Here is a 25,892-nt window from a genome sequence, read left to right on the forward strand (position 1 = left end):
GTGTCAAACAAAAACAGGATAGACCGGCACGAACGCAATGAAGCTGGTGCGCCGGAACGAATAGACCGCGGCGCGTCGGTGTGCTGCTGCCGGATGGGCGGCTGGCGCTTCACCCGGCATATTGCCTTAAATATTAATCAATACCCTGGCTTCTGAGGTAATCCTCGTAGTTGCCACGGTAATCGACCACTTCATCTTCCTTGATCTCGATGATGCGGTTGGCCAGCGAAGACACGAATTCGCGGTCATGCGAGACGAAGATCAGGGTACCTGCGTATTTTTCCAGCGCAATGTTCAAGGATTCGATCGATTCCATGTCCATGTGGTTGGTCGGTTCATCGAGCATCAGCACGTTGTGGCGGCCCAGCATCAGCTTGCCGTACATCATGCGGCCCTTTTCACCACCGGACAACACCTTGACGGCCTTTTTCACATCGTCGCCGCCGAACAGCAAACGGCCCAGGATGGAACGCACGGCCTGGTCATCGTCGCCCTCTTTCGTCCACTGGCCGATCCAGTCGGTCAGGTTCGTGTCCTTGGCGAAATCTTCCGTCGGGTCTTGCGGCATGTAGCCCACGTTGGCGTTTTCTGCCCACTTCACGCGGCCCTGGTCCGGCTGCAGGCCGGCGATGTCGCCCGCGATGCAACGCAGCATGGTGGTCTTGCCGGCGCCGTTGGCACCGATGATGGCGATGCGCTCGCCCGCCTCGACCATGATGCTGAAATTCTTGAACAGCTGGCGATCGAAGCCTTTCGAGATATTCTCGACTTCCACAGCCAGGCGGTGCAATTTCTTTTCGCCGTCGAAACGCACGAACGGATAGGCGCGCGACGATGGCTTGATATCGTCGACCTTGATCTTTTCGATCTGCTTGGCGCGCGATGTCGCCTGGCGGGCCTTGGATTTGTTGGCGGCGAAGCGGCGCACGAATTCCTGCAGCTCGGCAACCTTGTCTTTCGCTTTCGCGTTGTTGGCCAGCTGCTGGTTGCGCGCCTGGGTCGAGGCGAACATGTATTCGTCGTAGTTGCCCGGATAAATCTTCAGCGTGCCGTAGTCCATGTCGGCCACGTGGGTGCAGACCTGGTTCAGGAAGTGGCGATCATGGGAAATGATGATCATGGTGGAGTTGCGCTCGTTGAGCACGTCTTCCAGCCAGCGAATCGTGTTGATGTCCAGGTTATTCGTCGGCTCGTCGAGCAGCAGGATGTCCGGGTTCGAGAACAGCGCCTGCGCCAGCAGCACGCGCAGCTTCCAGCCTGGCGAGACATTGCTCATCGGGCCTTGATGCAGCTCAATGGCGACACCGGCGCCCAGCAGCAGTTCGCCCGCGCGCGATTCGGCCGTGTAGCCGTCGTATTCGGACACTTTGCCTTCCAGATCGGCCGCCTGCATGTAGTCGTCGTCGGTCGCTTCCGGGTTCGCGTAGATCGCGTCGCGTTGCTGGATGGCGGCCCACATTTCCGTATGGCCCATCATGACCACGTCTAGGACGCGCATGTCTTCAAAGGCAAATTGGTCCTGGCGCAGCTTGCCCAGGCGTTCGTTGGTATCGAGCATGACATTGCCACCCGACGGGTCCAGGTCGCCGCCCAGGATCTTCATGAACGTCGACTTGCCGCAGCCGTTGGCGCCGATCAAGCCATAGCGGTTGCCGTCGCCGAACTTGACGGAGATATTCTCAAACAATGGCTTGGCGCCAAACTGCATCGTAATATTTGCGGTTGAAAGCATTAGTGAGGTCTTTATCCAGTGAAAACAGGTAGTTAGGTACTTTTCTCCCATTATACAGCACCCACCCTCTTCCACTCTATAGTGGCCGAGGGCAGCGCACTTGGCGCGACGGAGAAAAAACAGGATGAGGATGATGGCAAGAAAATATTATTGCCGTATTTCCATTTAGCGTCTACGCTGCGCTGGCACTGTTTTTCTTCTCCCCACCCTATAGGTATCACTTGAAAAAAATCATCATCGCCGCAGCCGTGGCCGTCATCGCCGTCGCCGCCACCGCCTACGCTTCGCCGTACTACGCCCTACACCAGATCAAGACCGCCCTGGCCGAACGCAACGCCGAGGCCCTGGCCACACACGTGGACTTTCCCGCCATGCGCGCCAGTGTCAAGGCGCAGCTGGAGGCCAGCATGGCCCGCAGCATCGCGGCGACAGCCGGCAGCGACAATCCCTTGGCCGCCCTGGGCCAGTCGATCGCCAGCGCCATGCTGGGCAAGATGGTCGACACCATGGTCTCGCCCGCTGGCGTCGTCGCGCTGGTTAACAAAAGCGCCGTCGGCCCGCAGGCAAGCGACACGGCAGATGGGCCCGCCGATGGCGCACGGAAGAAGGCCGGCTATTCGGCAAGCTATGCCGGCGTGAACACTTTCGTCGTGCGCGCAAAGGATGGCAATGCGCAGGAAGGTGCACTGGTCCTGCTGCGCCATGGCGTGTGGGGCTGGAAACTGAGTTCGATTGAAATTGCGTCGGCGATGGCCGGGAGGTAAGTGGCAGAGGGAGTGAAACAAGGCCAGGGGTGATCACAACAACAGCAACAACCACAACTGGCCTCACTCTTATCTTTCAACTTTAATAGATTAGTACCGCGCATAATTAATGCACAACCCCTTCAATGTCGGAATCGTACAATTCAGGCAATAATAAAGAAGGAAAAGCTTAGCTCCGATTGGGGCGCAACATCGCAACCCACCGATGAAGTCCCTTGGGCTCTGCTGGCCGCACGATCGGCTCCATTAAAAAGTCACGGTTGATACTTTCTGCATCGGTTGGATGTAGGCACAGCTTACCATCAGCATCAGGAGGATCTATGATAAGTCCAATTGGCATGTTGCGCAATAAGGCGGCGGCAAGGAAACCCCTCAACTTATATTGCGGCATACCGTAGACTTTTAGTGCATTCTTATCAGGAAGCAATCCCAAATATGCCTCGGCATGTTTCTTTGATATAAATAATGGCAGCTTTACGGGGAAACTTTCAGGAAAGGCATAGAAGTCACCATCTGGAGCTTGATCGCGTTGATCAAGTACGGCAATGTACCAAAATGGCTCCCCAACGCAATTTTCCTCAGGAATAAATGCGGCCAAGATCCTTTTGCCAACCAACTGCCCAAGCGTAGGAAGATCTTGCTCCTTGAGCATGAGGATGCCATGCCGATCACCAACTTCAATTGCCCCGGATTGATACCCTTTCCGTGATATAAAAACACCTACCAACTCGTCACCAATATTTTTTATCTTCTGATGAAAGAGCAAGACCTGCCCCTGATCAACAGGTTTATTCCAATCCTTACACTCAATAGCGACGCGATGTCGCACTCCAGCATGAATGAATTCATAGTAAATATCGATCTCATAGGATTCACGCTCACTTATCCTAAACTTCGTGTTTTTTGAAACCTGGATGCGTTCACCTCTAAGATTTAAGATGGACTGATACACAAAGTGAACATAGCTTTCAAAACTTGCACCGTCTTTCATTGAATCTATTCCTTTTTAACATGCATTAGCCTTGAAAAAAATTCCTCTCGACACTTAGAGCACCACTCCAATCTTAATGGAAATTTTTAGAAACTCAATACCCCTATCGCAGATATCCATATCACATAAAAATTCTTATTTCTGAAATTTAAGTGTAAAACGCTCAATTTGACACAACCGGCAAACCTAAGCAAGACCACTGTCAACCATAACCTTGATATTGGCACCGATGTGGATTGGCACGGAGTTGGGAAAATAATATGCCACTCATCTGCCGATCACCACGTGCGACCAGACTCAGATTAGTCGACACATGGTATGAGCTGTGATAAGTGGCAATGAATTTCTTGTCGCCGAAAGCGCTTATTCGGAGAATAAGCAAAAACGGCACTGGCCTTTTGTTGAAAAATATGCAAATACATACTGGCAATATATCCATATCGTACGCGCCACTTACTTCACTCAATGCCAGAATGCATATAATCTCAATCCCTACTCCGGCGCAGAACTAATTGACGCGCCAGTTCAACTCCATGAGGCTGTATGCTCACAAAACATGCTTTTATAGTGACCATGACACTTGGCCTTGCCTGTGCCACACCATGCACCCATGCCTTCGATGGGGCAGCCACCGCCGAGCGCAGCCACTCTGTCGCCTCGCGCATGCAGGCGGAAACGTCCAGCGCCGCCGATCCAGATGCCCCGGCGCTGCTGCCCGTGCCCAGCGATATCTCGCTGGCCGAGCTGGAGCGCCGCTGGGCGTTGGGACAGGCGCAGGCCGAAGAAAAACACTACAACAGCGCGCTCGACCCGGCCGCGCTGACGGCCCTGGCGCAGCAGATGGGGTGCCACGATATCGTCGGCGTGCAACCGTATGGCTTCCCGCTGGATCGGGCGCACCCTATCGTCCTGAGCGGCGCGCACCTGTTGGCGCGCTGCCCGGACAGGGCCTACGTGACGATCACGGCGATGTCGATGGCAGGCAAGACGGGCAAGCGCGTTAGCATTTCGCCGCAAGCGTTCAAGCAGACGGTGGACGGCAGGCCCGCGCGGCGCCTGTATTACAAGGCGCCCAACGGACGCCAGAAGGAATCGCTGACCATCGTCGATGGCAGCTATGTGTATGCGCTCGAGTACTGGTCGCTCGATGCTGGCCAGCAGCCCGGCATCGCGGGAGAACGGCGGCTGGAAAAAGTATCTTCGTTGCCCCTCGCCCAGCCTCGCGGCGGCGCACACGATGTGCTGGCATGGCCGGGAATGCGATAAGCAATGAATGTCAACAAGATCATCAGGACAGCAAGGAATGCCGTCGCCATCAATTGCACCGTGCCGGGGACGGCGGGCGTGTACAGCTTGCGCAAGGCAAACATCATCGACTAGCGGCGGCAAGCATGCCGCCGCTAGTGGCAAGGCCCGTTTACATGCCCAGCGACTTGAGCAGGTCGGCGTTGTCGTCGTCTTCCGGTTCCACTGCAGGCGCCGGAGCAGCGTCGCGTTCGCGGTTCGCGTATTCCGTATCCATCAGCGAGTCGGCATCGACTTCGCGCGAATCGAAATCGTGCAACTTGATGAACTCGGTACGGTCGATCGCCAGTTCCAGATAGAAAATATTGTTCTTTTCCGTGTAGAAGGTGACGCGGCGCATTTCCGGGCGGTCCAGCGGCGTGTCGACGCTGAGCATCACCTGCTTGTTCAGCACCAGCATCTTCGGCTGGCTCTGGGTGATGTTCGTTTGCAGTTCGCGCCGCACCTTGCCCGTGAAGTCGCCCACGATCTGGTTCATCAGCTCGCCCATGATGTTCGACACTTCGTCCGACGTGTAGAAATTGGCCAGTTCCGACTTCGGCATACCCATGTGCAACATGTAGCGCTCGTAGATTTCCATCGCCGTATCGGCGGCAAAATTGAGCACCACCAGGCCCGTGAAACCACCATCGAACATCACGAAGCAACCAATGTCCGGCTTCAGGCCGGTCTTCGTGATGCGCTGCACCATGCCTGAATAATTGACTCTACTTTGCGTTGCAACGTTGAGCACCCGAACCACCGAGTTGCACAAACTCATCAACAAATCTTCTGTACCGTACACAACATCCTTTTCTGCATCCATGAGCAACCTCTCCTACTATTTTAAAGATGACAGCACTGTTTCCCTGCCCGTCGCGAGCCGAAACACGATAGTTTCGCTCAGCAAGCGGACGACTTCACCTTTGCATGCCTGACCTTGCCTGGCCGTGCGAGCCGCGTTGCCGCTGGCACGAACCGCCCTCCTACCTTTTTCCGTATAGAAATAAGTATCAGATGCGCAGAATACCCAGATGTAACATTTCCGTCCAGCCATACCTGCATTTACTTGACGATCTGTGCGGAAATGCCATACGCCGCCGTCCGCGGGACCACAGTGCCGGGGGCTAGCCGCCCATGGTCAAGGCCAGGGGCCGACGCGCGGCAGGCCGTGCCGCGCCGGCCTGCGTGGCCGGCGGCGCGTCCTTCAGGCGAAACACTTGCACGGCGTGCGACAGCTGCGCCGCCTGATCCTGCATGGCATTGGCCGCGGCCGCCGCTTCCTCGACCAGGGCCGCATTTTGCTGCGTCACCTGGTCCATCTGGCTGATGGCTTCATTGACCTGCTCGATGCCGAGGCGCTGCTCTTCGCTCGCATCCGTGATGTCGCCGATGATGGCGCTCAGGCGCTGCACACTGTCGACCACGTCTTGCATGGTGGCGCCCGCCTGGTCGACCAGCTTGCTGCCCGCGCCTACTTTGTCCACGGAGTCATCGATCAAGCCCTTGATTTCCCTGGCGGCGCTGGCCGAACGCTGGGCCAGGTTGCGCACTTCCGTGGCCACCACGGCAAAACCGCGTCCCTGTTCGCCCGCGCGGGCAGCCTCCACGGCGGCATTCAGGGCCAGGATATTCGTCTGGAAGGCGATGCCGTCGATCACGCCGATGATGTCGGCAATCTTGCGCGAGGAATCATTGATCGAACCCATGGTCTGCACCACTTCGGACACCACCGCACCGCCCTTGACGGCCACGGCGGACGCCGCCGACGCCAGCGAGCGCGCGGCCAGCGCATTGTCCGCATTCTGCTTGACGGCCGCCGTCAGTTCTTCCATTGACGACGCCGTTTCTTCCAGCGAACTGGCCTGCTGTTCCGTGCGCGATGACAAGTCCATGGTCCCGACGGCTATCTGCGCAGAAGCAGTGGCGATGGTATCGGTGCCGCCGCGCACTTCGCCCACGATGCTGACCAGCGCCGTGTTCATGTCGCGCAGGGCGGCCATCAGCTGGCCCGTTTCATCTTGCGAACGCACGACGATGTCGCTGCTCAGGTCGCCCTGCGCCACGCGCTTGGCCAACGCCACCGCTTCGACCAGCGGGCGGGTAATGTTGCGGGTCAGCAAGATCGCCAACATACAAGCCAGCAACGCGGCGATGGCGCCGCCGCCCAGCAGGACCAGCGTCGTGCGCGACTTCAAGGCGGCCGCTTCCTGGCCGCGCTGCCCCAGCAACATACTTTCCGTCTTGCCTATGTCGGCGAGCAAGATACGCATCGCATCCATGGCCGCCTTGCCCTTGCCGGCCTGCTCCGCCGCCACCACGGCGTCGAGGTTGCCATCGGCCGCCGCCGCGCGACGCAAGGCGATCACGGGATCGATAGCCGTCGCCAGCCATTGCTGCTGAGCACCTTCCAATACCTTCAGCCGATCCAGCTGGGTAGGGTTGTCGGCAGTCAAGGCGCGGATCTTTTGCAAGTGTTCTGCAAAGCCGCGCTGGCCACTTGCCAGCGGTTCCAGCGAGCTATCCTTGCCGGTCAGGGCAAAGCCGCGCTGGCCGGTCTCGATGTTGATCAGGCTTTCGAGCAAGGCATTGGCCTCTCCCATGACCTCGTACGTATGGATATTCAGTCCGTTGGCCTCACCCAGGCGGGAGAAATTCGCTTGCGCTGACGCGACCAGTATCGCCAGCAAGGTGACGATGGCGCCAAAGGCCAGATACAGGCGGGTGCCGATCTTCAAGTTGGACAATGCCATTTTCGTACTCCATTCAAGAACAAACATCAAGGCGCCATCATAGCGATAAAAATGGAAACATTTGTTGCTGGTGGGATACAATTTATATCTTATCGTCTTTTTATAATTTCCATGGATCGCTTGTCTGCCCTGTTGCTGCACTTTGGATTCTCAGCCGACACCTTCTTCCAGGGGACGTTTTGCGGCAGCAACCACTTTCCCGCGCAGCCGGGAAAGGGGCATCTGCACCTGGTGCGCGAAGGGCCGGCGATCTTCGTCCACGAAGACGGCACCCGGCTGCGCGTCGATGCGCCCACGCTGATCCTCTACCCGCGCCCGCATGCGCATAGACTGGGTACCGGTGCCAGCACGGCGCAACTGTTATGCGCCACCGTGCATCTGGCCGGCGACGACGAGGCAGTGATCGACAGCCTGCCGCCGTATCTGCAGGTGCCGCTGGCGCAACTGCCAGCCATGGCTGGCGTGCTCGAGCTGCTGTTCGACGAGGCGCTACATGGTGGGCTGGGGCAAAAACTGGTGCTCAACCGCCTGTGCGACGTCCTGATCGTCCAGCTGCTGCGCCATGCGCTGGCCAACCATCTCATGTCGGCCACATGCCTGCTCGGCCAGTCCGATGCCGCCCTCGCCAACGCCATGACGGCCATGCACGACCATCCCGGGCGTCATTGGACGGTGGCATCGCTGGCGACCCTGTGCGGCATGTCGCGCAGCCGCTTCGCGCGCCAGTTCCACGCGGTCATCGGTTGCCCGCCGGCCGAATACCTGACGGGCCAGCGCATGCTACGCGCCCAGGCGCTGCTGCAGCAAGGCCGGCTGGTGCAGGATGTCGCGCTGGAAGTGGGCTATGGCAGCCAGCCGGCCTTCACCCGCGCCTTCCGCGCTTGCACCAGGCTGTCGCCGCGCGACTGGCTAGCACAGGCTGGCCTGGCCGGCCCCATTGGTGGACGGCTGGCACAGGACGACAGCTAGAAGTCGAGCGCACGCAAGACCACGCGGCTGACCCGCAGATCGCGGCTCAGATAAGCGAAGGCGCGCTGGCCGATGCGCAGGCGGTGGGTGTCGAAGATGGCCAGCAAGTCGCCGCCCTGACTCTGGTCCAGGCGGCGCAATGCCGTCACGGTAATGCGGCAGGACTTTTCCACCCCGAAAACGTTCAGGTGGAAGCGGATGGCGTCGCCTGCCGGCTCGAGCGCGATGCTGTCGCGCAGGATGTCATAGGGCATGGCCGCCGCGCCCGTTCATGTGGCGAACGTGGCGACAGCACCGGCATGCCGGGGCAGGTCGATGATGAAGACGCAGCCATGGCCAGGCACGCTTTCCACGCTCAAGGTGCCAGCATTCGCTTCCACGCTGCGCCAGGCAATCGACAGCCCCAAACCCAGGCCCGTCTTGTTGGCACCGCCTTGGGTAAAGGGCAAAAACAAGTCCTCTGCGGCCTGCGGCGCCAGGCCGGCGCCGTTGTCTTCCACTTCGATCCTGATCCGCTCGCCGTGTGCATACGCGCGCAGCACCACCGTGCCATTCGGCGCGCCAAACTTGAAGGCGTTCTGCAGCAAATTCCCCACGGCACAGAGCAGCAAATCCTGGTCCGCATCGAGCTGCAGCAAGGGAGCGACCTCTTCCACGATCAAGGTGCAACGCAGCAAGTCCGCCTCCAGGCTGGCCGAGTAATTCAGTTCACTGATGAAGTTGCTCAGGAAGAACACCGACCGCTGCAAGGTCAGGCCCGCCTCCACCCGCACTTCCGCCAGCGAACGGTCGATCAGGGTCCGCAAACCCACGAGGCTGCGGTCGAGCACGGCGCCAGTCGCACCTGCCACGCCCATGCCGCCCTGCTTGAGCGCGGCGACGGCCAGGCTGGCCGTGCCCAGGTGATTGCGCAATTCATGGGCAAAGTAGCCGATGCGCTGGCTCAAGGCCAGTGCCTGTTCATTCGCAATCAGCACGTCGCGCCGCTGGGTAAATTCGGATACGGCTTCGGCAATGCCGTTGTCGAGGCAACGGTTCAGCGTCCTGAATTCCTCGACGGCGAACTGCTCGTCCCGCGCTACGGCAAGATCGCTGACGGCCTGGCACAGGTCGCCATAATCGTGCACCACCTGGCTGACGGAATAGCCCAGCGCCAGCAACTGCCCGCCGTGCGTGGTGGCGCTGTCGGCCAGTTCCGATGTCGCCAGCGCATTGCCATCGGCGGGGCCGGAAATGGCCAGGCTCTTCGCCATTTGGCCCGCCTCCTCCGCCTTCAGGGTGCGGATCAGCTGATCCAGGAAGATGGGTATGCCATGTTGCAACTGTTGATCGGTCGGCAATCGCAATGGCCTCTTGGCGACTTTATCTCGGCACCGGCTCTCCAGCTCGGCGCGATTTTCGGCTAGGAATATATGCATCATGGCGTCTCCAGCAATCTCAATGATTAAGAATAAGCAAGCCTAGCGTGGTGAGCTGTCAAGTACCGTCTGCTACCGAACATAGTTGCGCGCACGCCCGCCTGGCGCCGTGCAGCGCACGCGCCGGCCATCTCCCTGTGCTATTGTCATCAGATACATAACCAAGCAGGTGCCACGCATGCAAAACATCGTTACCAGCGTCTCGTTCCGCTACATCGATCCGCGCCATAAGGAACCGGGCCCGAGCAGGGAATTCATCAACCAGAACATTCTGCTACCGCCGGGCGCCCATTTGCCGCGCATAGGCGAAGCCATCGAACTGATGCACTGGGACTTGAACCGCGACATGAAATCCGGCGTGTATTCGGTCCTGTTTGTCCACACGCGCATCGCCTTGTTTGATGGCAAAGACAAGCCTTCCGGCTGGCATACCACGATCACCGTGGGACCGCAGTCCGATGATATCGATGTGCGCTTCCTCACCGCCCCTTCCTGACAACCATGTGGCCCTTGTTGCTGCCAGGCCCGAACACCTAAAATAGTGCTTTATATTAAACATGACCGTGACGGCTGCCGGTGGCGCTGTCACGCGCAAGACAGGAAAAGACGACGATACTGATGAATATTCTTGTAGAGCTGGCAACACAGGAAATGACGGCGACCATCCACGCCTGGTTCGATGAGCGCCTGCAGCGCACGGACCTGAAGCAGACCGCCAATCGCCCCCCCTTGCAAGCGGGCGTCTTTAATGACTTCATGCTCGACTACAAGCCGGGCCGCACCACCGCCGACGATCTCGACCTGGGTTTCGATGACGACGACGCGCGCCCCAGGACGCCGGCGCGCCTGGACGATGCGCAAGTGCGCGAGCTGATCGCGCCGCAGTTGACGGCGCTGGTGCAAGCCCGCCTGGCGCCGCTGGTGGACACGCCGATGATCGACTACCGCTTCACCTTCCGCGGCAAGTTCCAGACGGCGCAGGGCAAGCTGCACCTGACGTTGCTGGACTACGTCAACGACGGCAAGCGCCAGGCCTTGCTGGAAAACATCCACGCGTACATCGTGCAAACGCTCACGCAGGGCAGCGCGCCAACGCCACCGCAGGAAACGTTTTTCCTGGCACGCCACCTGCTCGACCAGCAGCTGTTCCCGCAACCTGACGTGGCCTGGATCATCGCCCAGTATGATCGCATCCAGGCCTTGAACAAGGCGCGCCCGGACACGCTGGCCGAGCACCGCTACCATATCATCCGCGCCATCACCGCATGGGCGGAAAATATCTTCCTGCCGCAATACTATGACCGCGCGCTTTCCGCCTACCGCGCCACGGAATACACCTTGAAAGCGGGCGCGGCGCCCGATGCACAGGCGCTGCAGCCGATCGACCTGCTGCTGTATGGCGCCGTGATGATATTGCGCCACGAACCGAGCTACGCCAAATCAAAGGGCCTCAAATTCCTGGAAATCGCGCGCGAACTGGGCAGCGAACGGGCCGTGCGCATGCTCAAGGAAGGCAGCGGCAGCTTCCCCGATGCCGACACCCACGTAAAAAATGCACTGCTGGAATGCCGCGCCAACGATGTGTTTGCCACCATCAACATCAGCATCGCCCGGGAAGAGGAAGGCGCGTATGCGCAGGCGCTGGCATTCATCACGCATTTGCTGCAAAACGGTTTCCCGAAAAGCTACCAGATCAAGCTCAAGTCCAAGGTGAAGCAATATCTTCCCTTGAAAGGCCTGGCCAAGTCCGATACGCACCGCTTCTTTGCCAATGCCCTCGCCCATGCGGCCCTGCAGCCACAGCTGGAAGTATATGCGCGCGCGGCCATCGAGCAATTCGAATTTTATGCCGACACGGAAGGCGAAAAGAATTGCATGCCCGGCAGCTATGCCACGTTTGGCCTGGGCTTGCTCGACGCGCGCTATTTTCCCCTGGTGCAGCACTATATGGCCAACATCGACGAGGAACATCAGTCCGTGCAGGACCAGTTCACGGTCGCCTTTGCCGAAAAACATGGCGTCACGACCGACACCATTGCCGTGCTGGCGGCGTGTCTGCGCGCCTGCACGGATAACGCAAAAGTCAGGATACAGGCGGAACTGGAGGAGGTGGAGAAACTGGAGCTGTTCTGCCAGCAACTGCAGGGGCTGGAAGGCTACGTGGTGGAGCACATGCTGCATCCGATCTGGGGCAAGCTGGAAAAACTCGCGACCCTGGCCCGCAAGGCGCAGGGCCGGCGCAAGGCGCTGCTGCTGGCCTTGCTGGCAGCGGCGAACAAGGCGGACGCCTAATGTGTGCAACGTTATGACTTTCACCATATATAATGCGCGCGCCAGAATTGCCGCTCGGCATCTTTTGGCGCCTGACATCGAATCGTGGAGAAAATACATGCATCAAACACAAGAAACATCGCGCGCCGCCCTGCTGGCAGCAAGCTTTGCGGCTGCCGTGGCGCTGGTCCAACCCGCCATCGCCGCCGACATAGCCGTGGAACTGGCGCCGGTCGACGTGGCCAACCTGTACATCAAAACCATCATCAACCAGGATGAAGCCAGCGTCGCCAAGCTCAACGCCTACCTGCGCCCCACCCGCCTGGCGGGCCACCAGAGCGCGGAATACGCGTCGTACAGCGGCCTGAAGGAAGCGGATGCCAAGTTCCCAACGGAAACCGGCAAGCTGATCGCCGACCTGTTCCCGGCCTCCATGCACGCGGCCGTGACGCCAGCCGCCGAACTGCTGGCCGCGAATGTCATCGCTGCCAAGAATGGCGCCGCGTGCCAGGCTACCAAGGCGGACCCGGTGACGGTGGAAAACGGCATGCAGACGGCCGCCGTCAGCTTCGAATGCCAGGTCGTCAAGGTGCCCGTGGCATGGGCAGCTGCCGCCCAGCAACTGGCGAAGAGCGGCTGCAAGGTCGAGCAATGCACGGCCGGCCTGAAAAAGATCGCCGCGACCTACACCAGCGCACCGAAGCAGACCTGGCGCGCCGTGTTTGCCGTCAGCCGCGAAAAGCACTCGGAAGCCTGGCGCAATGATTTCGCGCGCGAAACATTCGATGAAATCTGGGATTACCTGTAATCCTGGCGTCGTTTAGAATGGCCGGATGAACAAATTCACTCCGGCACCACAGCCCGCAGGCTTGGCCTTGTTGCGCCTGCTCGACCCCGAGCATGTGGAAGGCGCGCTGGTCAAGCAAGTGCTGGCGCAGGACCTCGCCAGCCTGCACGGCAAGCAATTGCTGGCGCTGCTGCGCCGGCTGCGCGCCGCGCAATCCAACCAGCACAATTATGCAGGCGCCAGCCCAGCGCAGGCCGAGCAACAGTTCGGCGCCGCCATCGCCGCCGTCAAGGCGGAGCTGGCCACGCGCCCGCACATACTCAACAAGCAGGAAAGCAAGGCCTTGCGCCAGGCGGCGGCGAAAAAGCGCTAAGCGGCGCAGCGGTGCGCAGGCGGGCGCAGTCCTCCTTCTATAATCAGTCACGATACATTGTTTCCTGTACTGAAAGGTTTCTCCATGCCCACGTTAATCTCCCGCCACTTATTCAGCTGCGCCGTATTTACTTTTTCCAGCCTGGCCGCCATGCAGGTGGCCCATGCCCGGGAGACTGGCCCCATCGACGCGCGCGCCGTATGGCAGGAACGTTCGCTATCGGCCTGCCGCAGCGAGCAATCGTCCACGGCACCCGATGTCTGCCTGCTGCGCACCATGCAGCGCTCCGGTGCCCGGCCGCAAGCCATCGCCGCCGCCAGGATGCTGGTGAAAGCGGACAAGGCCGGCTTCATCTCCGCCTGGCGCCCGCTGGGCAAGGTGGCCCCGGCTACCGTCACCTATCCTTTCCGCGCCAACACGAATGAAGGCAGCTTGCTGATCGGCAGCGATGGCGCGGCCATCGACGTCGACGAAGATTCCGTGCGCGAGGAAGACCGCGCCACACCCGCCTGGCACGCGTTTGCCGCCGCCCACCCGGACGCCGTGCCGTTTGCCCCCGCCGATTTCGTCGGCAGCACGGCCACTGGCGATGGCGGCCAGCGCCTGCTATTTTCCACGCCCTTGAAGAGCTGCCATGCCTGCGCCGACGATGGCACGCTGCTGGTCGCCTATACGCTGGACAAGGCGGGCGTCGTGCTCGAACGGGAACTCTTGACGATCAAGTAAGTCAAGCAAGGCTGCGTCAAAGATAAAATAGATAAGATAGAATTGCCTGATGGCATGTCTATACAAGTACATGCCATCGATCCACTACTTATCACGAGAAAACATGCGCCGCTCTTGCCTTGCACTGCACCTCACCACCGCCTTACTGCTGTCAAGCGCCTTCCACCTTGCCACTGCCGCGCCCACCGCTGCCGCCAGCGCAGCCACCCCGCTCATCATCGGCGAAAGCTTTGTCATCGATTCGCAGGCGCTGCAGGAAAGACGCCACATCAATGTGTACATGGCGCGCGGCTGGGATACGCCAGCCGAGGCACCGTTGCCCGTGCTGTACATGCCGGACGGCGGCGTGGCGGAGGATTTCCTGCATGTGGCCGGCTTGCTGCAAGTGTCGGTGGCGAATGGCACGATGCGCCCCTTCATGCTGGTCGGCATGCAAAACACGCAGCGCCGGCGCGATCTGACGGGGCCGACGGACAGTGCCGAAGACCGCAAGATCGCCCCCGTGGTGGGCGGCGCGTCCGCCTACCGGGCCTTCATCCGCGATGAATTGATGCCGGAAATTGCGCGCCGCTACCGCACGACAGGCGAAACGGCCATCGTCGGCGAATCGCTGGCGGGCCTGTTCGTGGTGGAAACGTACTTGCTGGAACCGCAGCTGTTCGACCATTACCTGGCGTTCGACCCCAGCCTGTGGTGGAACCATGGCGCGCTGCCGCGTCAGGCGTCAGCCCTGCTGGCCAAGGGCAGTCCAGGCAAGCACAGCCTGTACCTGGCGTCCAGCAGCGAAGCGGGTATCGCCGTCGAAGTACAGCGCCTGACCGAAGTGCTGGAAAAACAGGCGCCGCCCGGCTTGCAATGGCGCCAGGAAAAGATGCCGGAAGAAAGCCATGGCACGATCTATCACCCGGCTGCCTTGAAGGCGTTCCGCGCCTTGTTCAAGCCGCAGTTGCCGGTCAGCCAATAAAACATGGACAAACTGTAATCTGCTGCGGGACGCGCCCGCCGTATCGGGCGGGTAAAATCGGCGGCCCGTCTTCCCCCGTTTGAGTCCAGATTCCCATGAGCTTTTTGCAATTATTTATTCTTTCCATCGTCCAGGGCTTCGCCGAGCTGCTGCCCGTGTCCAGCTCCGCCCACGTCATCATGGCGGAAAAATGGATGGGCCTGGACCCCACATCGCCCGAGCTGACCATGTTGCTGGTGATGCTGCACACCGGCACCATGTTTGCCGTCATCGTGTATTTCTGGAAATCTTGGCGCGCCACGTATTTCAGCTCGGCCACCGCCTTCCGCAGCAATGTCCTGCTGCTCGTGGCCGCCACGGCCCTGACGGGCATCGTCGGCTTTGCCTTATTGAAGGGCATTACGCACATCATGAGCAAGGATGCGCCCGGCTTTGAAATCGAGCACCTGTTCGGCAACGCGAAATTGATGGCCGCCGCGCTGGCCGCCGCCGGCGTGCTGATCATCGTTTCCTCGCGGCTAAAGGCGCGCGAAGGCGGCAGCCTGTCCATCGGCAAGGCCATGGTGATCGGCGCAGTGCAAGGCCTGTGCCTGCCCTTCCGCGGCTTTTCCCGCTCCGGCGCCACCATTTCCGCCGGCATCGCCATGGGCGTGCCGCAGCGCCGGGCCGAGGAATTCAGCTTTGCCCTGGCCGTGGTGTTGACGCCCGCCGTGCTGGTCAAGGAAGGCTGGCGCTTTTACCAGGCCGTGGCAAATGGCAGCCTGGACCATCTGGCACACGGCAACAGCCTGCTGCACCTGCTCGGTCCCAGCCTGCTGGGCATGCTGCTATCCTTCCTGGCCGGCTTGCTGGCCCTGCGCTGGCTGTCGCGCTGGCTGGAACAGGGCCGCTGGCATTTCTTTGGCGCGTATTGCCTGGTCGCTTCCTTGGTCGTGTTGTACCTAGGGTAAAATCGCCGGGTTTTAGTTTATACACACATCCCAGCCAGGTTTACAGAAAGCCAACGATGAATTTCGCCGCCACCGCCGCCCTCTCCCTTGCCATGTCCACCGATGCCTTCGCGGCCGCCGTAGGCAAGGGCGCCGCCCTGCACAAGCCGCAATGGCGCGAGGCGCTGCGCACGGGCCTGATTTTTGGCGTCATCGAAGCCATCACGCCCATCATCGGCTGGGCCCTGGGCAGCGTGGCGGCACCCTACGTGGAAGCATGGGACCACTGGATCGCCTTCAGCCTGCTGGGCATCATCGGCCTGTTGATGATACGCAATGCCCTCTCCGACGCCGACGAGGAAGAAGCGCCCGCGCAGTCGCACTCGTTCTGGGTGCTGGCCGTCACCGGCCTGGCCACCAGCATCGACGCCATGGTGGTCGGCGCGGGCCTGGCCTTGCTGGGCGCCAACATCGTCGTGACGGCCGCCGCCATCGGTTTTTCCACCTTCGTCATGGTCACCCTGGGCGTGATGCTGGGCCGTGTACTGGGCACGGTGGCGGGCCGGCGCGCCGAACTGGTGGGCGGCCTGGTGCTGATCGTCATCGGCTGCGTGATTTTGTACGAGCATATCGGCCATCCGGCCTGAGGCCTGGGCCGGCGCGAAATGAAGATAACTTTACACTCCAGGTTGACGTGCGGACACACAGCGTGCCGCCTGGCGTCATGATAGCCGCAACGCAGGCCTGGCGCGCACGCCACGGCCACTGCCGTGGGCGAAGGCGTACTTTGTGCTACATTCATTACTCTGCATTCCTGTCTCGCAAGGTGACCATCATGGAAACTCTGGAGTTGCTTTTTGCCTCGCTGGTGCGTGAGACGGCAGAGTCGATACGCGACCACCACGTCCCTTTTGCCATCAAACACGATGAGCGCGCCTATTTCGAGTGGATGGACGGGCACCCGATCAATGGCTATATCCAGGAAGCATATCGGGAGATCGAGGAAACGGCCCAGCAAATCCGCGCCATTCGCGCGGGGTGATGACGGCTGGCCAAATCGGCAGCGCGGGGCGCTTTGCGGCCTGCGATGCTCACCGTACTAATGTACGGTTGCGCTGCTTAGCCACAAATCACCGCCGCTCGCTTCGATTTTGCCAGCCATCGTGACGTTCGTTGGATCGTATTCAGGAATTTGGGTATTGATCCAAATCAAACACTCTGCTGTTCGATATGCGTAAAACGGCACGATAATCAGGTCTGGAGGCGGGAGACATGGAGCAGCAACAAAAACACCAGATCGGGGGCTATGAATTTCATGTGGCGGGGACGCTGGAGAAGGATGGGCGCTACAGGGGGATGATTTTGATCAGCAAGCGCGGCGATACGCAGCAGGTGTATGCCAAGCCCGTATTGATTGAAACGCTCAGCAGCTTCAAGTCCGTGCATGCGGCTTTGATCGAGGCATCGGCATACGCCCAGGAACTCATCTATAACGGCGCCATCAAGGCGCTGCTGCCCGCCGAGGCGCCGGCCGGCGGCAAGCAGGCGCCACAGCCGCCTGACCTGATCGGCAATTAAGACGACGCAAGGCCACGCCCGGCGCCACCCGGGCGGGCGGCGCGTATAATCGCGTTCCCCTTGTCAAGAGTTCGTCACCATGGAATATGTGAATTTACCGCTGATCTTCCTGATCGGCTGCGCCCTGATTGCCTTGCTGGCCAAAAAGAATGGCTACTCGTGGTACCTGTTCTTCTTCTTCGCCATCGCCGTGCCCGCGCCAGTGTTATTGCTGGCCCTGCCGCACGTGCTGGGTGTGGAGACGGCTTCGCTGAACGCCGTACGCCTGGCCGCCAGCCTGCTCTTCCCTGTGGCAGGCTTGCTGCTGGCCTTGCGGCGCAAAAGCTGACGCAGCGCACAGCTTAACGTGCCTGCATACCATCGGCCAGGCGCCAGCCGACGGACAGCGCCAGTTGCTGCGCCTCTTTTTCATTGCTGCAATCATCGTAATCGCAGGTATCCGCATAGGCGCCGCACGCCTGGTTCTGGCTGACATACGAACCGACCCAACGGCCATCGCGGCGCTGGCTGGCCGTGGCACTGATGGTAAAACCTTTGTGGATGGTGGGATTTTCAAAAGACATATTTCCTCCGATGCAAGAAGCGTTAGCCAACTGACTGGGCTCCACTGTGCGCCACATGCGGCCCGCAGTCTGTACGTTTGACCACACACAGAAAGTGCACACGCGCCTGTCGTCGCGGCGCCGGGCGATCGGGTATGATTTCGCCATGTGTGGACGATTCGATCAAAATGACACGGCGCGCGCTCTGGCGTCATCCTTCGGCTGGACCGACGCGGTCTTCGACAGCGAGGCCGAGCCGCACCTGAACGTCTCGCCCGGCACTTACCGGCCCATCTTGCACATCCAGGATGGTGTGCACCGGATCGACGACGTCTTCTGGGGCTACCGCCCCGCCTGGGCCGCGCAAGCAGTGCCCGCCCCCGGCAAGAAAAAAATCCCCATCGCCATCAATGCACGGCTGGAAAAACTCGCCGGCGCCTACTGGAAGCCGCTGCTGCGCGCGGGGCGCGGCATCGTCTGCGTCGATGGCTGGTATGAATGGACGGGTGAAAAAGGCAGCAAGCAGCCGTGGCACATCCACCGCCGCGACCGCGCGCGCCTGTTCCTGCTGGTGCTGGCCCAGTTTGGTCCCTACAAGCACAACCGCGAGGAGGCGGGCTTCGTGCTGGTGACGGCCGACAGCCTGGGCGGCATGGTCGACATCCACGACCGCCGCCCCGTGGCCCTCAGCCTGGAAGACGCGCACCGCTGGCTGGATCCCGCCTTGTCGCCCGAGCAAGCGCTGCACCTGGCGCGCAGCTGCATGCTGGACGGAGAATTGTTCGAATGGCATGCCGTGGATAATCCCCTCGTGCCCACGGCCAAGGCCAAGCCGCCGCCGGCATCGCCGCAAGGCGCGTTTGACTGGGGAACGGATTAAGGCAGGCGCGCCAGGCGGCGCCACAGCGCTTCCATCGGTCCCTGGCGGAAGTAGCGCAGCCAGTAACGACTGAGTATCACCTGCCCCGCCATGAGCAAGACCGCCAGCCCCAGCATCTCGGCGGGACGCAGCCTGGCGCCCCAGCCCAGGCCCGGCCCCTGCAGCAGCCAGGTGCCGATCAGCGATTGCAGCAAATAATTGCTCAACGCCATGCGTCCCACGGGCGCCAGCCATGATCCCAGCCAGCGCGACATGAAGGGCCCGGCCAGCATCAGCGCCGCCATATAGCCGGCCGCCAGCACGGGGCCGCCAGCGAACAGGCCCACTTCGAACAAGGCCGTATCGAACACGGTTTGATACGGATCAGCCACCTGCCACGCGATGGCGCCCGCTGCCAGCAGGTTGAATGGCAAGCCCACGCCCAGTCCCACGGCACGCACGCGGCGCCACAGACGCTGGTGGCGCTGCGGCTGCGTCAGCCAGCCACAACGCACGGACAAGATGCCCAGCAGGAACAGCACGATGATATGCGGCAGCATGACGGCGGCGTACAGCAAGGACACGAGGAAATCGTTGGCGCGCAGCTTGGCCACGGCCCACGCGCCGCCTTGCGTGTAGATCGCGTAGCGGTCCGCAAAGCCTTGCAGATCGCGCGCGATATCCGGCGCGCCGCCCTGCTGGCCCACGGGAATCAGCAAACACATGAATAGCAGGAAGCCGGCCGCCACCAACCACGCGCGGTTGCGCACGCGGCTGAGCCTGGCGGCTGCCAGCGGCAGGATCAGCATGCCGGCGACCGCATACGAAGTCAGCACGTCGCCGCTCCAGATGAGGAAACCGTGCAACAAGCCGAATGCCAGCAGCCAGCGCAAACGGCGCCGGTAGGCGGCTTGCGCGGCCTCCCAGCTGCCCAGTTGACGCTGCAGGGAACGTGTCTGCAAGGCAAAGCCGGCGCCAAACAGAAAGGCGAAGATGGGATAGAACTTGAACTGCGCCAGCGCCGCCACGCCGAAAATGACGAGCTGGTCCAGTGCGGGCGGCTGTGCCGGCAAGGTGCCGTAACGCAAGGAAATTGTGCCCCAGGCAAAGCCCCAGATATTCACCAGCAAGATGCCAAACACGGCGATGCCGCGCAGCACATCGAGCTGCAGCAAACGGCGGGGTTTGGCGGACATGGAGTTCAGGGCGGGCGTTCAGGGGCGCGACAAGGTGGGGTAGTCGGTCATTTGCAGGCTGAAGCCGGATGCGTCCGAACGTAGCTGCGCGTGACCGCCGAACGGCAAGGTAACCCGGCGCCGGATATGGCCGAACTCCAGCCCCGTCAGCACGGGCACGGGCAGGCGCTGGCGCACATAGGCCAGCATGACGTCAACATCGTAGCCCTTGTCCATGGGACTCAGTTTATAGCCGGAAAAGTCACCGAGCACGATCGCCTGCTGGCGTTGGAGCACGCCCGCATGCAGCAATTGCAGCAACATGCGCTCGACCCGGTACGGGTGTTCGTTGACGTCTTCCAGGAACAAAATGCCGCCATCGATCTGCGGGAAATACGGCGTGCCCAGCAAGTGCACCAGCATGGCCAGGTTGCCGCCCCATAATTTACCCGTGACCTCGATCTGTGGATTGCCCGCTGCCGTGCCCGTCACCGTGTGCGTGGGGCCGGCCAGGCACGACCACAGTTGATCGAGCGTAAATTGCTCGGCTTCGTCGCGGGTGAAATCGTCGCAGATCATGGGGCCGGCAAAGCTGGCACGGCCCGTTTTCGCCAGCAAGCCCATGTGGAAAGCCGTGAAGTCGCTATAGCCGACAAACAGCTTGCGGCTGGCGGCCATGGCGGCAAAGTCGATCTCGGGCAGGATGCGGCTGATACCGTAACTGCCGCGCAAGGCGATCACCACCTGCACGTGCGGGTCGGCGGCGGCCCCGTTCAGCTGCGCCAGGCGCCCCGCATCCGTGCCGCCGAAGCGCTGGAATGTGTGCTCGGGGTCGTAGTAATTGTGGACGGTGGCGCCTTGCGCCTGCAAGCGGGCAATGCCGCGCGCCACGGCCGCTTCATCGGGCGCGCAACCGCCCGGCGCCACAATGGCGATGCCAATCTCAGGTGTCTTCAAAATATGCCCGGCTAGTCAAGTGGTGGGCGCGCCTGGCTCAAGCTGGCTGGGAGCGCATCTGGGGCGCCATCTTACCTTGCAGATGCACATCGATCAAGGCGAGCAGGCGTTCGATCAGCTGGGGCGGCATATCGTGCCCCATGCCTTCGATCACCTCCAGCCGGGCACCCGGGATCAGCGCCGCCGTATCGATGCCGCAGGCGACGGGAATCAGGGGATCGGCTGCGCCATGGATCACCAATGCCGGGCAGCTGATGCTCGGCAGCAAGACCGTGCGCTCGCCCGAGGCGGCAATCGCCACCATTTGCCGCGCCACGCCCTCGGGGCAGCTGCCCCGCTGCAACGCCGCCTCGATGCGCTGGTACAGCAGTTTTTCCGATACGGGATAGGCGGGGCTGCCGATGACGCGCACGGTGGCCGCCATGTGCGCCATCAGTTCGGCGCGGCTGGCATTGCGTTTCGGACGTTGCAATAACGCATTGCGCGCCGCCCGCGTGGGGCCGGGTAAACCGCGCCGGCCGCTGCTCGACATGATGGAGGTCAGACTGAGCACCTGCTGCGGCGCGCGTGCCGCCATCACTTGCGCGATCATGCCGCCCATCGACACGCCGATCACGTGCGCCTGGGCAATGCGCAGGGCCGCCAGCAAACCCAGCGCGTCGTCCGCCATGTCGTTCAATGTGTAGGAAGTTTTCAGGGGCCAGCCGACGAGGTTTTTCACGTAGGCCAGCGGCAAATACGGTTTGCCCGCCAGCGCCATCTTGCTCGACAGGCCGCTGTCGCGGTTGTCGAAACGCACCACCCGAAAACCTTGCTCGACGATGCCTTCGACGAAGTCCGCCGGCCAGGCGATCAGTTGCATGCCCAGGCCCATGACCAGCAGCACACACGGATCGTCCGGGTTGCCGTGGCTTTCATAAGCTATGTTGAGGCCGTTCGCCATGATGGTTGCCATGATTGCCTCTCTTCCAGGAACCAGCACGCAGGCACGATCGCTGCGGCCTTGGAATCAGCATACCACTATTGCGATAGTGCCATCACGACTCATGCGTAAGTCGAACTGAAGTGTTGCCGCGCCGGTACGGCGCGCGGCAACGGTGATGCACCTTACTTGGCCTTAGGCAAGGAATCAGCCAGATCGACCCACGCTTGCGGCTGCGGTTTGCCCCGTTCGCGCACGCCGAAGAAGGAGACCACTTGCGTGCCTTCCTTGTCGAAGAATTCGACGGAAGTGACGCCGCCGCGCTTGACGACCCAGCCGCTGCGCAGGGCCGTGTCGCGGATGTGCAGGTTGAAGTCGGGGTCCAGCACGTTGAAGAAGCCGCCGGCGGCCATGGTTTTCTCGATCTTGCCGCTGTAGATCTGCGTCAAGCCGTCATTGCCCAGGAACACCATGATGGCGACCTTGTCCTTCGCCGCGTTGTCCAGCAAGGTGCGCAGCGCTGCGGGCGTCACGCGCTCGACCACGCCGGCCGGCGCCAGGCGCAGCGCCTGTTCACGCGTCAAATGGAATTCACGCATGATTTGCGCAAACTGGTGCACGTCCGTCATGTCTTTCCAGGCCAGTTGGAATTCCTTGACGTCGATCTCGGCATCGGGCTTTTCCGCCACTTTCGGCGCCACGGCCAGCACGTTCAATTCCCCGCTTTGCTGGGGCAAACGGAAGTTTGCCACCAGCTTGTCGTAGACGGCCATGCCCGCCTCGTTGCGCACATAAATCTTGTGCACGGCCGTGCCGTTGGCGTCAAAGAACTGCAGGCTGCGCGTCGGCTTGCCGTCGCGGCCAGACTGTTCCACGGCAAATGCGTATTTCCAGTTTTCAAAGTGGAAACGCAGGTCGATTGGGCCGCCCAGGTAGCCGCCGGCTATATTGCGCTGGCGCGCTTCCGTTTCCGGGTCCTTGGCATCGGCCTGCTCGGATTTATCGCCCGCCTGCTTGAACTTGCTGGCGACGCCCGTCGTTTCGATGACGCCGTTTTCATTGCGCGTGATCGCTTGCACGATGTCCAGGTCCAGCGCGGCGCGCATGATTTCGCGCGGCTGGTTGCCGTCCGCCTGCAAGCGCGTGACGCCCTTGCCGATGTTGGTGGCCAGCAATTGCGCTTCGGATACACCCAGCGCGCGCGCCGCGTCGCGGATCTGCAGTTTCGGCTGTTCCGTGCGCAAGGTGGACCAGCGTTCCGCCAAAGTGGCTGGGGCCGCGGTTGCGTTTGCGATCAGCAGGCTGCCTAGCAGGGATAGAACGAGTTTGGATAACTTCATAGAGAGACCATTCAATCAAACATGGAAAAAAAGAGAGGCAAGCGCCCCTCCCCGGTAAAAATCAATAGTTGACGCTGAGGCTGGCTGCCACGTTGCGACCAGGCTTGGCATAGCGTTCGATCTCCACGCGGCTGGCGGCCGTGGCGCCGGCGGCCAGGCTGCGCGAGGCGGCGTAATCCCAATACTTGCGATCCGTCAAGTTGTACACGCCGACGATAATCTTGGCGTTCTTGTGCACGTTCCAGTAGGTCGACAAGTCGAAGATGGTGTAGGACGGCACCTTGAAGCGCGGCGCGGTCGTGCCCATGAGCAAGTCGTTCGGCGCCTGTTTTTCACCGGCATGCACGGCCGTCAGCGCCAGGCCGAACAATTGATCCGCGTGATCGTAGCCCAAGGTCAACGCCGTCTTGGCCGGAGCCACCGAGTTCAGGTCGCCGCTTTCGCCCGTCAGGGTATTGAAGGAACGCCCTTTGGCCACGCCGGTGGCCAGGTCCACGTGATAGCCCTGCATGACCGGCGCCCAGGCGCCCAGCTCCGCGCGCAGGGTCAGCTCGGCGCCCCAGGTGCGCGCATTGCCGATATTTTCCGGACGGTACAAGCCCTGGGTGATGGTGGGGTAGTTCACCGGGTCATCTTCCTGCATCACATATTCGATCATGTCCTTGTATTCGGTCTGGTAGACGGACGCATGCATGCTCAAACCCTTGGCGACATCGCCCTTCAGGCCCAGCTCGTAGGCCTTGCTGGTTTCCTTGCGTAAATTGGCATTGCCCAGGATGGCATAGCCATTCGTGCTCGTGTAGCTGAAGGAGTCGTAGGTGCCCGTGCGCTCGGCGGGCGTCGGCAGGCGCGTGCCGCGGGTAACGGTGGCATAGGCATTGATTTGCGGCAGTACTTCCACGGACAGGCTCAGGCTGGGCGTGAAATAGCTATCGCTTTCCTTGCGCACTTCCTTGGCCGCATTCGGCACGGCGATCACGTAGTTTTGCAGGTTTTTCGGCTCGTTCTTGCGGTAGTCGGCGCGCAAGCCCGGCGTCAGGACCGCCTTCTTGCCCGCCACATTGAAACTGTAATCGTCGCGCACATACAACGCCAGCTTGGTGCTGTCCATGTCGGCCATGCGATTCTTGCGCGTGATCTGGTGCGCGCCCGTGGCGACCGCCGTGCGGTCCTCCACCCAGGGGCGGCGCGACTTCCCCTGCTCCAGCTGCACGCCATACAGCAGCGCGTTATCGGCATTGACTTGCTTGAACGCTTCCGACGTCAGGCCGATGCTGTCGTTCTGAAAGCTGGTGTCGATGGCGCGCAAGAAGGTGCCGCGATACACATAGCGCCCATTCGTCTTGTCCCCGGTCTTTGCATTCTGCAGATAAACTTTCGAGGTCAGGCGGTCGAACAGGGCGAAATCCTTCAGCACCACATCATGGCCCAGGCTGACGCGCGTGCGCTTGGTGGTGGAATCCTGCTGCACGCCGTCCGGATACAGGGCGCTGACCTTGTTGCGCAGATCGCGCTTGTTCTTGCGCTCGAACATGTCGACCGTCAAATCCAGCTTTTGTTCGCCCGGCAAAGCCCATACCAGCTTGGACAGCAAGGCGTTCGAATGCCAGTCGTCGGGATTGGCGGCGGTGCTGCCGCGCGTATCCGTCTGTTCGCCGTCGCGGCGCACGTACACGGCCAGGCCTTGCAGCGTGGCGCCGATCTTGGCGGCCCCTGTCAGGGTGTGCGCATTGCTGCGGTCGGCCGTGGCGCGGCCGTATTTATAGGCTACGTAGTGGTCCTGCCCTTCGCCCAGGTAATCCTCGGGCGACTTGGTGATGAAGGCCACGCCGCCGCCCAGGCCAGGATTGGCGCCGCTGGCGGCCGTCGTGCCCGAATCGATGCGCACTTCGCGGAAAGTTTCGGGATCAAAATAATCGCGGCCCGTGCCGAAGGCATTGAGGGTCGTGCCATCCGGCTTCGGCGCCGCATCCGGCAGGGAAATGCCGTCCACGTCCAGGCTGACGCGGTTGCCTTCCAGGCCACGGATGTTGTAACCCGTATTGCCGGCGCCATCCCACACGCCGCCGCCGCCCGACGCCGCCATCGGCGCGCTGATCAGGCTCTGGTAGCGCACGATGCCGCCCATGTCCGTCACGTTGCGGCGCTCCAGGTCATCGCTGCGGATCACGGTCTTGGTGCCGGCGCGGCGTTCATAGTCCTGTTTGGCATTGACGACGATTTCCGGAAACACGGGCAACTTGGCCGGTTCCTGGGCGGCCGTGCCCGCGTTGACAGCGGCCGTTTGCGCGGCCACGGGCAGCAGGGGCGCGGCGAACAGGCTCAGCAAGGCGGCACGCAGCACCAGGTTATGGCGGCGGGCAAGCAGGCGGGATGAGGATACGACGGGTGCAGCGGAGCGCTGCAGAAGCACTGTAGTCATGATGATCCGGGCTAAGAGTGAAGGCTGGCTCTTGAACCCGAATCAACGACGATGCGTCAGGGAAGATTGCTGGCGAAAACAACACTGTAACACGAATCATTCTCATTTGAGAATGGCAAAGTGGTCTAAACAGATG

Annotated in this window: 27 protein-coding genes; 15 read left to right on the forward strand and 12 right to left on the reverse strand. The window is 61.2% G+C overall.

Going from position 1 to position 25,892, the window contains the following annotated elements; translation table 11 throughout:
- Window positions 1–133: 133 nt before the first annotated feature.
- On the reverse strand, window positions 134–1,732 hold the full coding sequence (locus ACQ4WP_RS14585; RefSeq protein ID WP_071077220.1) for an ABC-F family ATPase: 1,599 nt from the start codon (window positions 1,730–1,732) through the stop codon (window positions 134–136).
- A 221-nt stretch (window positions 1,733–1,953) separates the two neighbouring features.
- Between ACQ4WP_RS14585 and ACQ4WP_RS14590 the strand changes: the two genes are divergently transcribed.
- Window positions 1,954–2,496, forward strand: a complete 543-nt coding sequence (locus tag ACQ4WP_RS14590) for a DUF2939 domain-containing protein (protein WP_436521733.1) — start codon at window positions 1,954–1,956, stop codon at window positions 2,494–2,496.
- Between the two features lie 169 nt (window positions 2,497–2,665).
- Here ACQ4WP_RS14590 and ACQ4WP_RS14595 read toward each other — a convergent pair whose 3' ends face one another.
- On the reverse strand, window positions 2,666–3,487 hold the full coding sequence (locus ACQ4WP_RS14595) for a restriction endonuclease (protein ID WP_436521735.1): 822 nt from the start codon (window positions 3,485–3,487) through the stop codon (window positions 2,666–2,668).
- 573 nt (window positions 3,488–4,060) lie between these two features.
- On the opposite strand from ACQ4WP_RS14595, the gene ACQ4WP_RS14600 reads away from it, so the two are divergent.
- Window positions 4,061–4,753, forward strand: a complete 693-nt coding sequence (locus ACQ4WP_RS14600; protein WP_436521737.1) for a hypothetical protein — start codon at window positions 4,061–4,063, stop codon at window positions 4,751–4,753.
- 151 nt (window positions 4,754–4,904) lie between these two features.
- Here the strand turns inward: ACQ4WP_RS14600 and ACQ4WP_RS14605 are convergent, their stop codons facing one another.
- Together ACQ4WP_RS14605 and ACQ4WP_RS14610 are read right to left on the reverse strand one after the other, a co-directional pair.
- The gene (locus tag ACQ4WP_RS14605) at window positions 4,905–5,597 is read right to left on the reverse strand and encodes a DUF3334 family protein (RefSeq protein ID WP_436521739.1); all 693 of its coding nucleotides are present in this window, start codon (window positions 5,595–5,597) and stop codon (window positions 4,905–4,907) included.
- Between the two features lie 301 nt (window positions 5,598–5,898).
- A complete protein-coding gene (locus tag ACQ4WP_RS14610) occupies window positions 5,899–7,524 on the reverse strand; it encodes a methyl-accepting chemotaxis protein (RefSeq protein ID WP_436521741.1) in 1,626 nt (541 codons plus the stop codon).
- A 111-nt stretch (window positions 7,525–7,635) separates the two neighbouring features.
- Between ACQ4WP_RS14610 and ACQ4WP_RS14615 the strand changes: the two genes are divergently transcribed.
- Entirely contained in the window at window positions 7,636–8,493 is an 858-nt protein-coding gene (locus ACQ4WP_RS14615; protein ID WP_436521743.1) for an AraC family transcriptional regulator, read from the forward strand.
- Here the strand turns inward: ACQ4WP_RS14615 and ACQ4WP_RS14620 are convergent.
- Both ACQ4WP_RS14620 and ACQ4WP_RS14625 read right to left on the reverse strand, forming a co-directional pair.
- Window positions 8,490–8,747, reverse strand: a complete 258-nt coding sequence (locus ACQ4WP_RS14620) for a DUF1488 family protein (protein ID WP_436521745.1) — start codon at window positions 8,745–8,747, stop codon at window positions 8,490–8,492. The genes ACQ4WP_RS14615 and ACQ4WP_RS14620 overlap by 4 nt on opposite strands.
- 15 nt (window positions 8,748–8,762) lie before the next feature.
- Window positions 8,763–9,914, reverse strand: coding sequence for a sensor histidine kinase (locus tag ACQ4WP_RS14625; protein ID WP_436521747.1), 1,152 nt, complete (start codon window positions 9,912–9,914; stop codon window positions 8,763–8,765).
- Between the two features lie 175 nt (window positions 9,915–10,089).
- On the opposite strand from ACQ4WP_RS14625, the gene ACQ4WP_RS14630 reads away from it, so the two are divergent.
- From ACQ4WP_RS14630 to ACQ4WP_RS14680, 11 genes are all read left to right on the forward strand, one after another.
- Window positions 10,090–10,407 carry a hypothetical protein gene (locus tag ACQ4WP_RS14630; RefSeq protein WP_436521749.1) on the forward strand — a complete coding sequence of 106 codons (318 nt, stop codon included), beginning with the start codon at window positions 10,090–10,092 and terminating at the stop codon, window positions 10,405–10,407.
- A 122-nt stretch (window positions 10,408–10,529) separates the two neighbouring features.
- Window positions 10,530–12,203 (forward strand): DUF6138 family protein, encoded by a 1,674-nt coding sequence (locus ACQ4WP_RS14635; RefSeq protein ID WP_436521751.1) that lies wholly within the window; start codon window positions 10,530–10,532, stop codon window positions 12,201–12,203.
- A gap of 97 nt (window positions 12,204–12,300) precedes the next feature.
- Complete coding sequence (locus ACQ4WP_RS14640) at window positions 12,301–12,990, forward strand: hypothetical protein (RefSeq protein ID WP_436521753.1); 690 nt, start codon at window positions 12,301–12,303, stop codon at window positions 12,988–12,990.
- Window positions 12,991–13,015: 25 nt separating this feature from the next.
- Window positions 13,016–13,342, forward strand: a complete 327-nt coding sequence (locus tag ACQ4WP_RS14645; protein WP_436521755.1) for a hypothetical protein — start codon at window positions 13,016–13,018, stop codon at window positions 13,340–13,342.
- 84 nt (window positions 13,343–13,426) lie between these two features.
- On the forward strand, window positions 13,427–14,068 hold the full coding sequence (locus tag ACQ4WP_RS14650) for a hypothetical protein (RefSeq protein WP_436521757.1): 642 nt from the start codon (window positions 13,427–13,429) through the stop codon (window positions 14,066–14,068).
- A 103-nt stretch (window positions 14,069–14,171) separates the two neighbouring features.
- A complete protein-coding gene (locus ACQ4WP_RS14655; RefSeq protein WP_436521759.1) occupies window positions 14,172–15,032 on the forward strand; it encodes an alpha/beta hydrolase in 861 nt (286 codons plus the stop codon).
- 95 nt (window positions 15,033–15,127) lie between these two features.
- The gene (locus ACQ4WP_RS14660) at window positions 15,128–15,982 is read left to right on the forward strand and encodes an undecaprenyl-diphosphate phosphatase (protein ID WP_436521761.1); all 855 of its coding nucleotides are present in this window, start codon (window positions 15,128–15,130) and stop codon (window positions 15,980–15,982) included.
- A 56-nt stretch (window positions 15,983–16,038) separates the two neighbouring features.
- Complete coding sequence (gene mntP, locus ACQ4WP_RS14665; protein ID WP_070218395.1) at window positions 16,039–16,608, forward strand: manganese efflux pump MntP; 570 nt, start codon at window positions 16,039–16,041, stop codon at window positions 16,606–16,608.
- A 188-nt stretch (window positions 16,609–16,796) separates the two neighbouring features.
- Complete coding sequence (locus ACQ4WP_RS14670; protein ID WP_070259409.1) at window positions 16,797–17,003, forward strand: hypothetical protein; 207 nt, start codon at window positions 16,797–16,799, stop codon at window positions 17,001–17,003.
- Between the two features lie 230 nt (window positions 17,004–17,233).
- Window positions 17,234–17,539 (forward strand): hypothetical protein, encoded by a 306-nt coding sequence (locus ACQ4WP_RS14675; RefSeq protein ID WP_436521763.1) that lies wholly within the window; start codon window positions 17,234–17,236, stop codon window positions 17,537–17,539.
- A 79-nt stretch (window positions 17,540–17,618) separates the two neighbouring features.
- The gene (locus ACQ4WP_RS14680; RefSeq protein ID WP_436521765.1) at window positions 17,619–17,867 is read left to right on the forward strand and encodes a hypothetical protein; all 249 of its coding nucleotides are present in this window, start codon (window positions 17,619–17,621) and stop codon (window positions 17,865–17,867) included.
- 13 nt (window positions 17,868–17,880) lie between these two features.
- Here the strand turns inward: ACQ4WP_RS14680 and ACQ4WP_RS14685 are convergent, their stop codons facing one another.
- Window positions 17,881–18,102, reverse strand: a complete 222-nt coding sequence (locus ACQ4WP_RS14685; RefSeq protein ID WP_436521767.1) for a hypothetical protein — start codon at window positions 18,100–18,102, stop codon at window positions 17,881–17,883.
- A gap of 145 nt (window positions 18,103–18,247) precedes the next feature.
- Between ACQ4WP_RS14685 and ACQ4WP_RS14690 the strand changes: the two genes are divergently transcribed.
- On the forward strand, window positions 18,248–18,961 hold the full coding sequence (locus ACQ4WP_RS14690; protein ID WP_436521769.1) for an SOS response-associated peptidase: 714 nt from the start codon (window positions 18,248–18,250) through the stop codon (window positions 18,959–18,961).
- Here ACQ4WP_RS14690 and ACQ4WP_RS14695 read toward each other — a convergent pair.
- From ACQ4WP_RS14695 to ACQ4WP_RS14715, 5 genes are all read right to left on the reverse strand, one after another.
- A complete protein-coding gene (locus ACQ4WP_RS14695; RefSeq protein WP_436521771.1) occupies window positions 18,958–20,136 on the reverse strand; it encodes a DUF418 domain-containing protein in 1,179 nt (392 codons plus the stop codon). The genes ACQ4WP_RS14690 and ACQ4WP_RS14695 overlap by 4 nt on opposite strands.
- An 18-nt stretch (window positions 20,137–20,154) precedes the next feature.
- Complete coding sequence (gene ldcA, locus ACQ4WP_RS14700; protein WP_436521773.1) at window positions 20,155–21,072, reverse strand: muramoyltetrapeptide carboxypeptidase; 918 nt, start codon at window positions 21,070–21,072, stop codon at window positions 20,155–20,157.
- A 37-nt stretch (window positions 21,073–21,109) separates the two neighbouring features.
- Window positions 21,110–22,027, reverse strand: a complete 918-nt coding sequence (locus ACQ4WP_RS14705; protein ID WP_436521775.1) for an alpha/beta fold hydrolase — start codon at window positions 22,025–22,027, stop codon at window positions 21,110–21,112.
- 152 nt (window positions 22,028–22,179) lie between these two features.
- Window positions 22,180–23,334 (reverse strand): hemin-degrading factor, encoded by a 1,155-nt coding sequence (locus tag ACQ4WP_RS14710; RefSeq protein ID WP_436521777.1) that lies wholly within the window; start codon window positions 23,332–23,334, stop codon window positions 22,180–22,182.
- Between the two features lie 61 nt (window positions 23,335–23,395).
- A complete protein-coding gene (locus ACQ4WP_RS14715) occupies window positions 23,396–25,756 on the reverse strand; it encodes a TonB-dependent hemoglobin/transferrin/lactoferrin family receptor (protein ID WP_436521779.1) in 2,361 nt (786 codons plus the stop codon).
- Window positions 25,757–25,892 lie beyond the last annotated feature (136 nt).

It is taken from the genome of Janthinobacterium lyxosi, from assembly GCF_051380665.1.
Classification (GTDB): Bacteria; Pseudomonadota; Gammaproteobacteria; order Burkholderiales; family Burkholderiaceae_D; genus Janthinobacterium.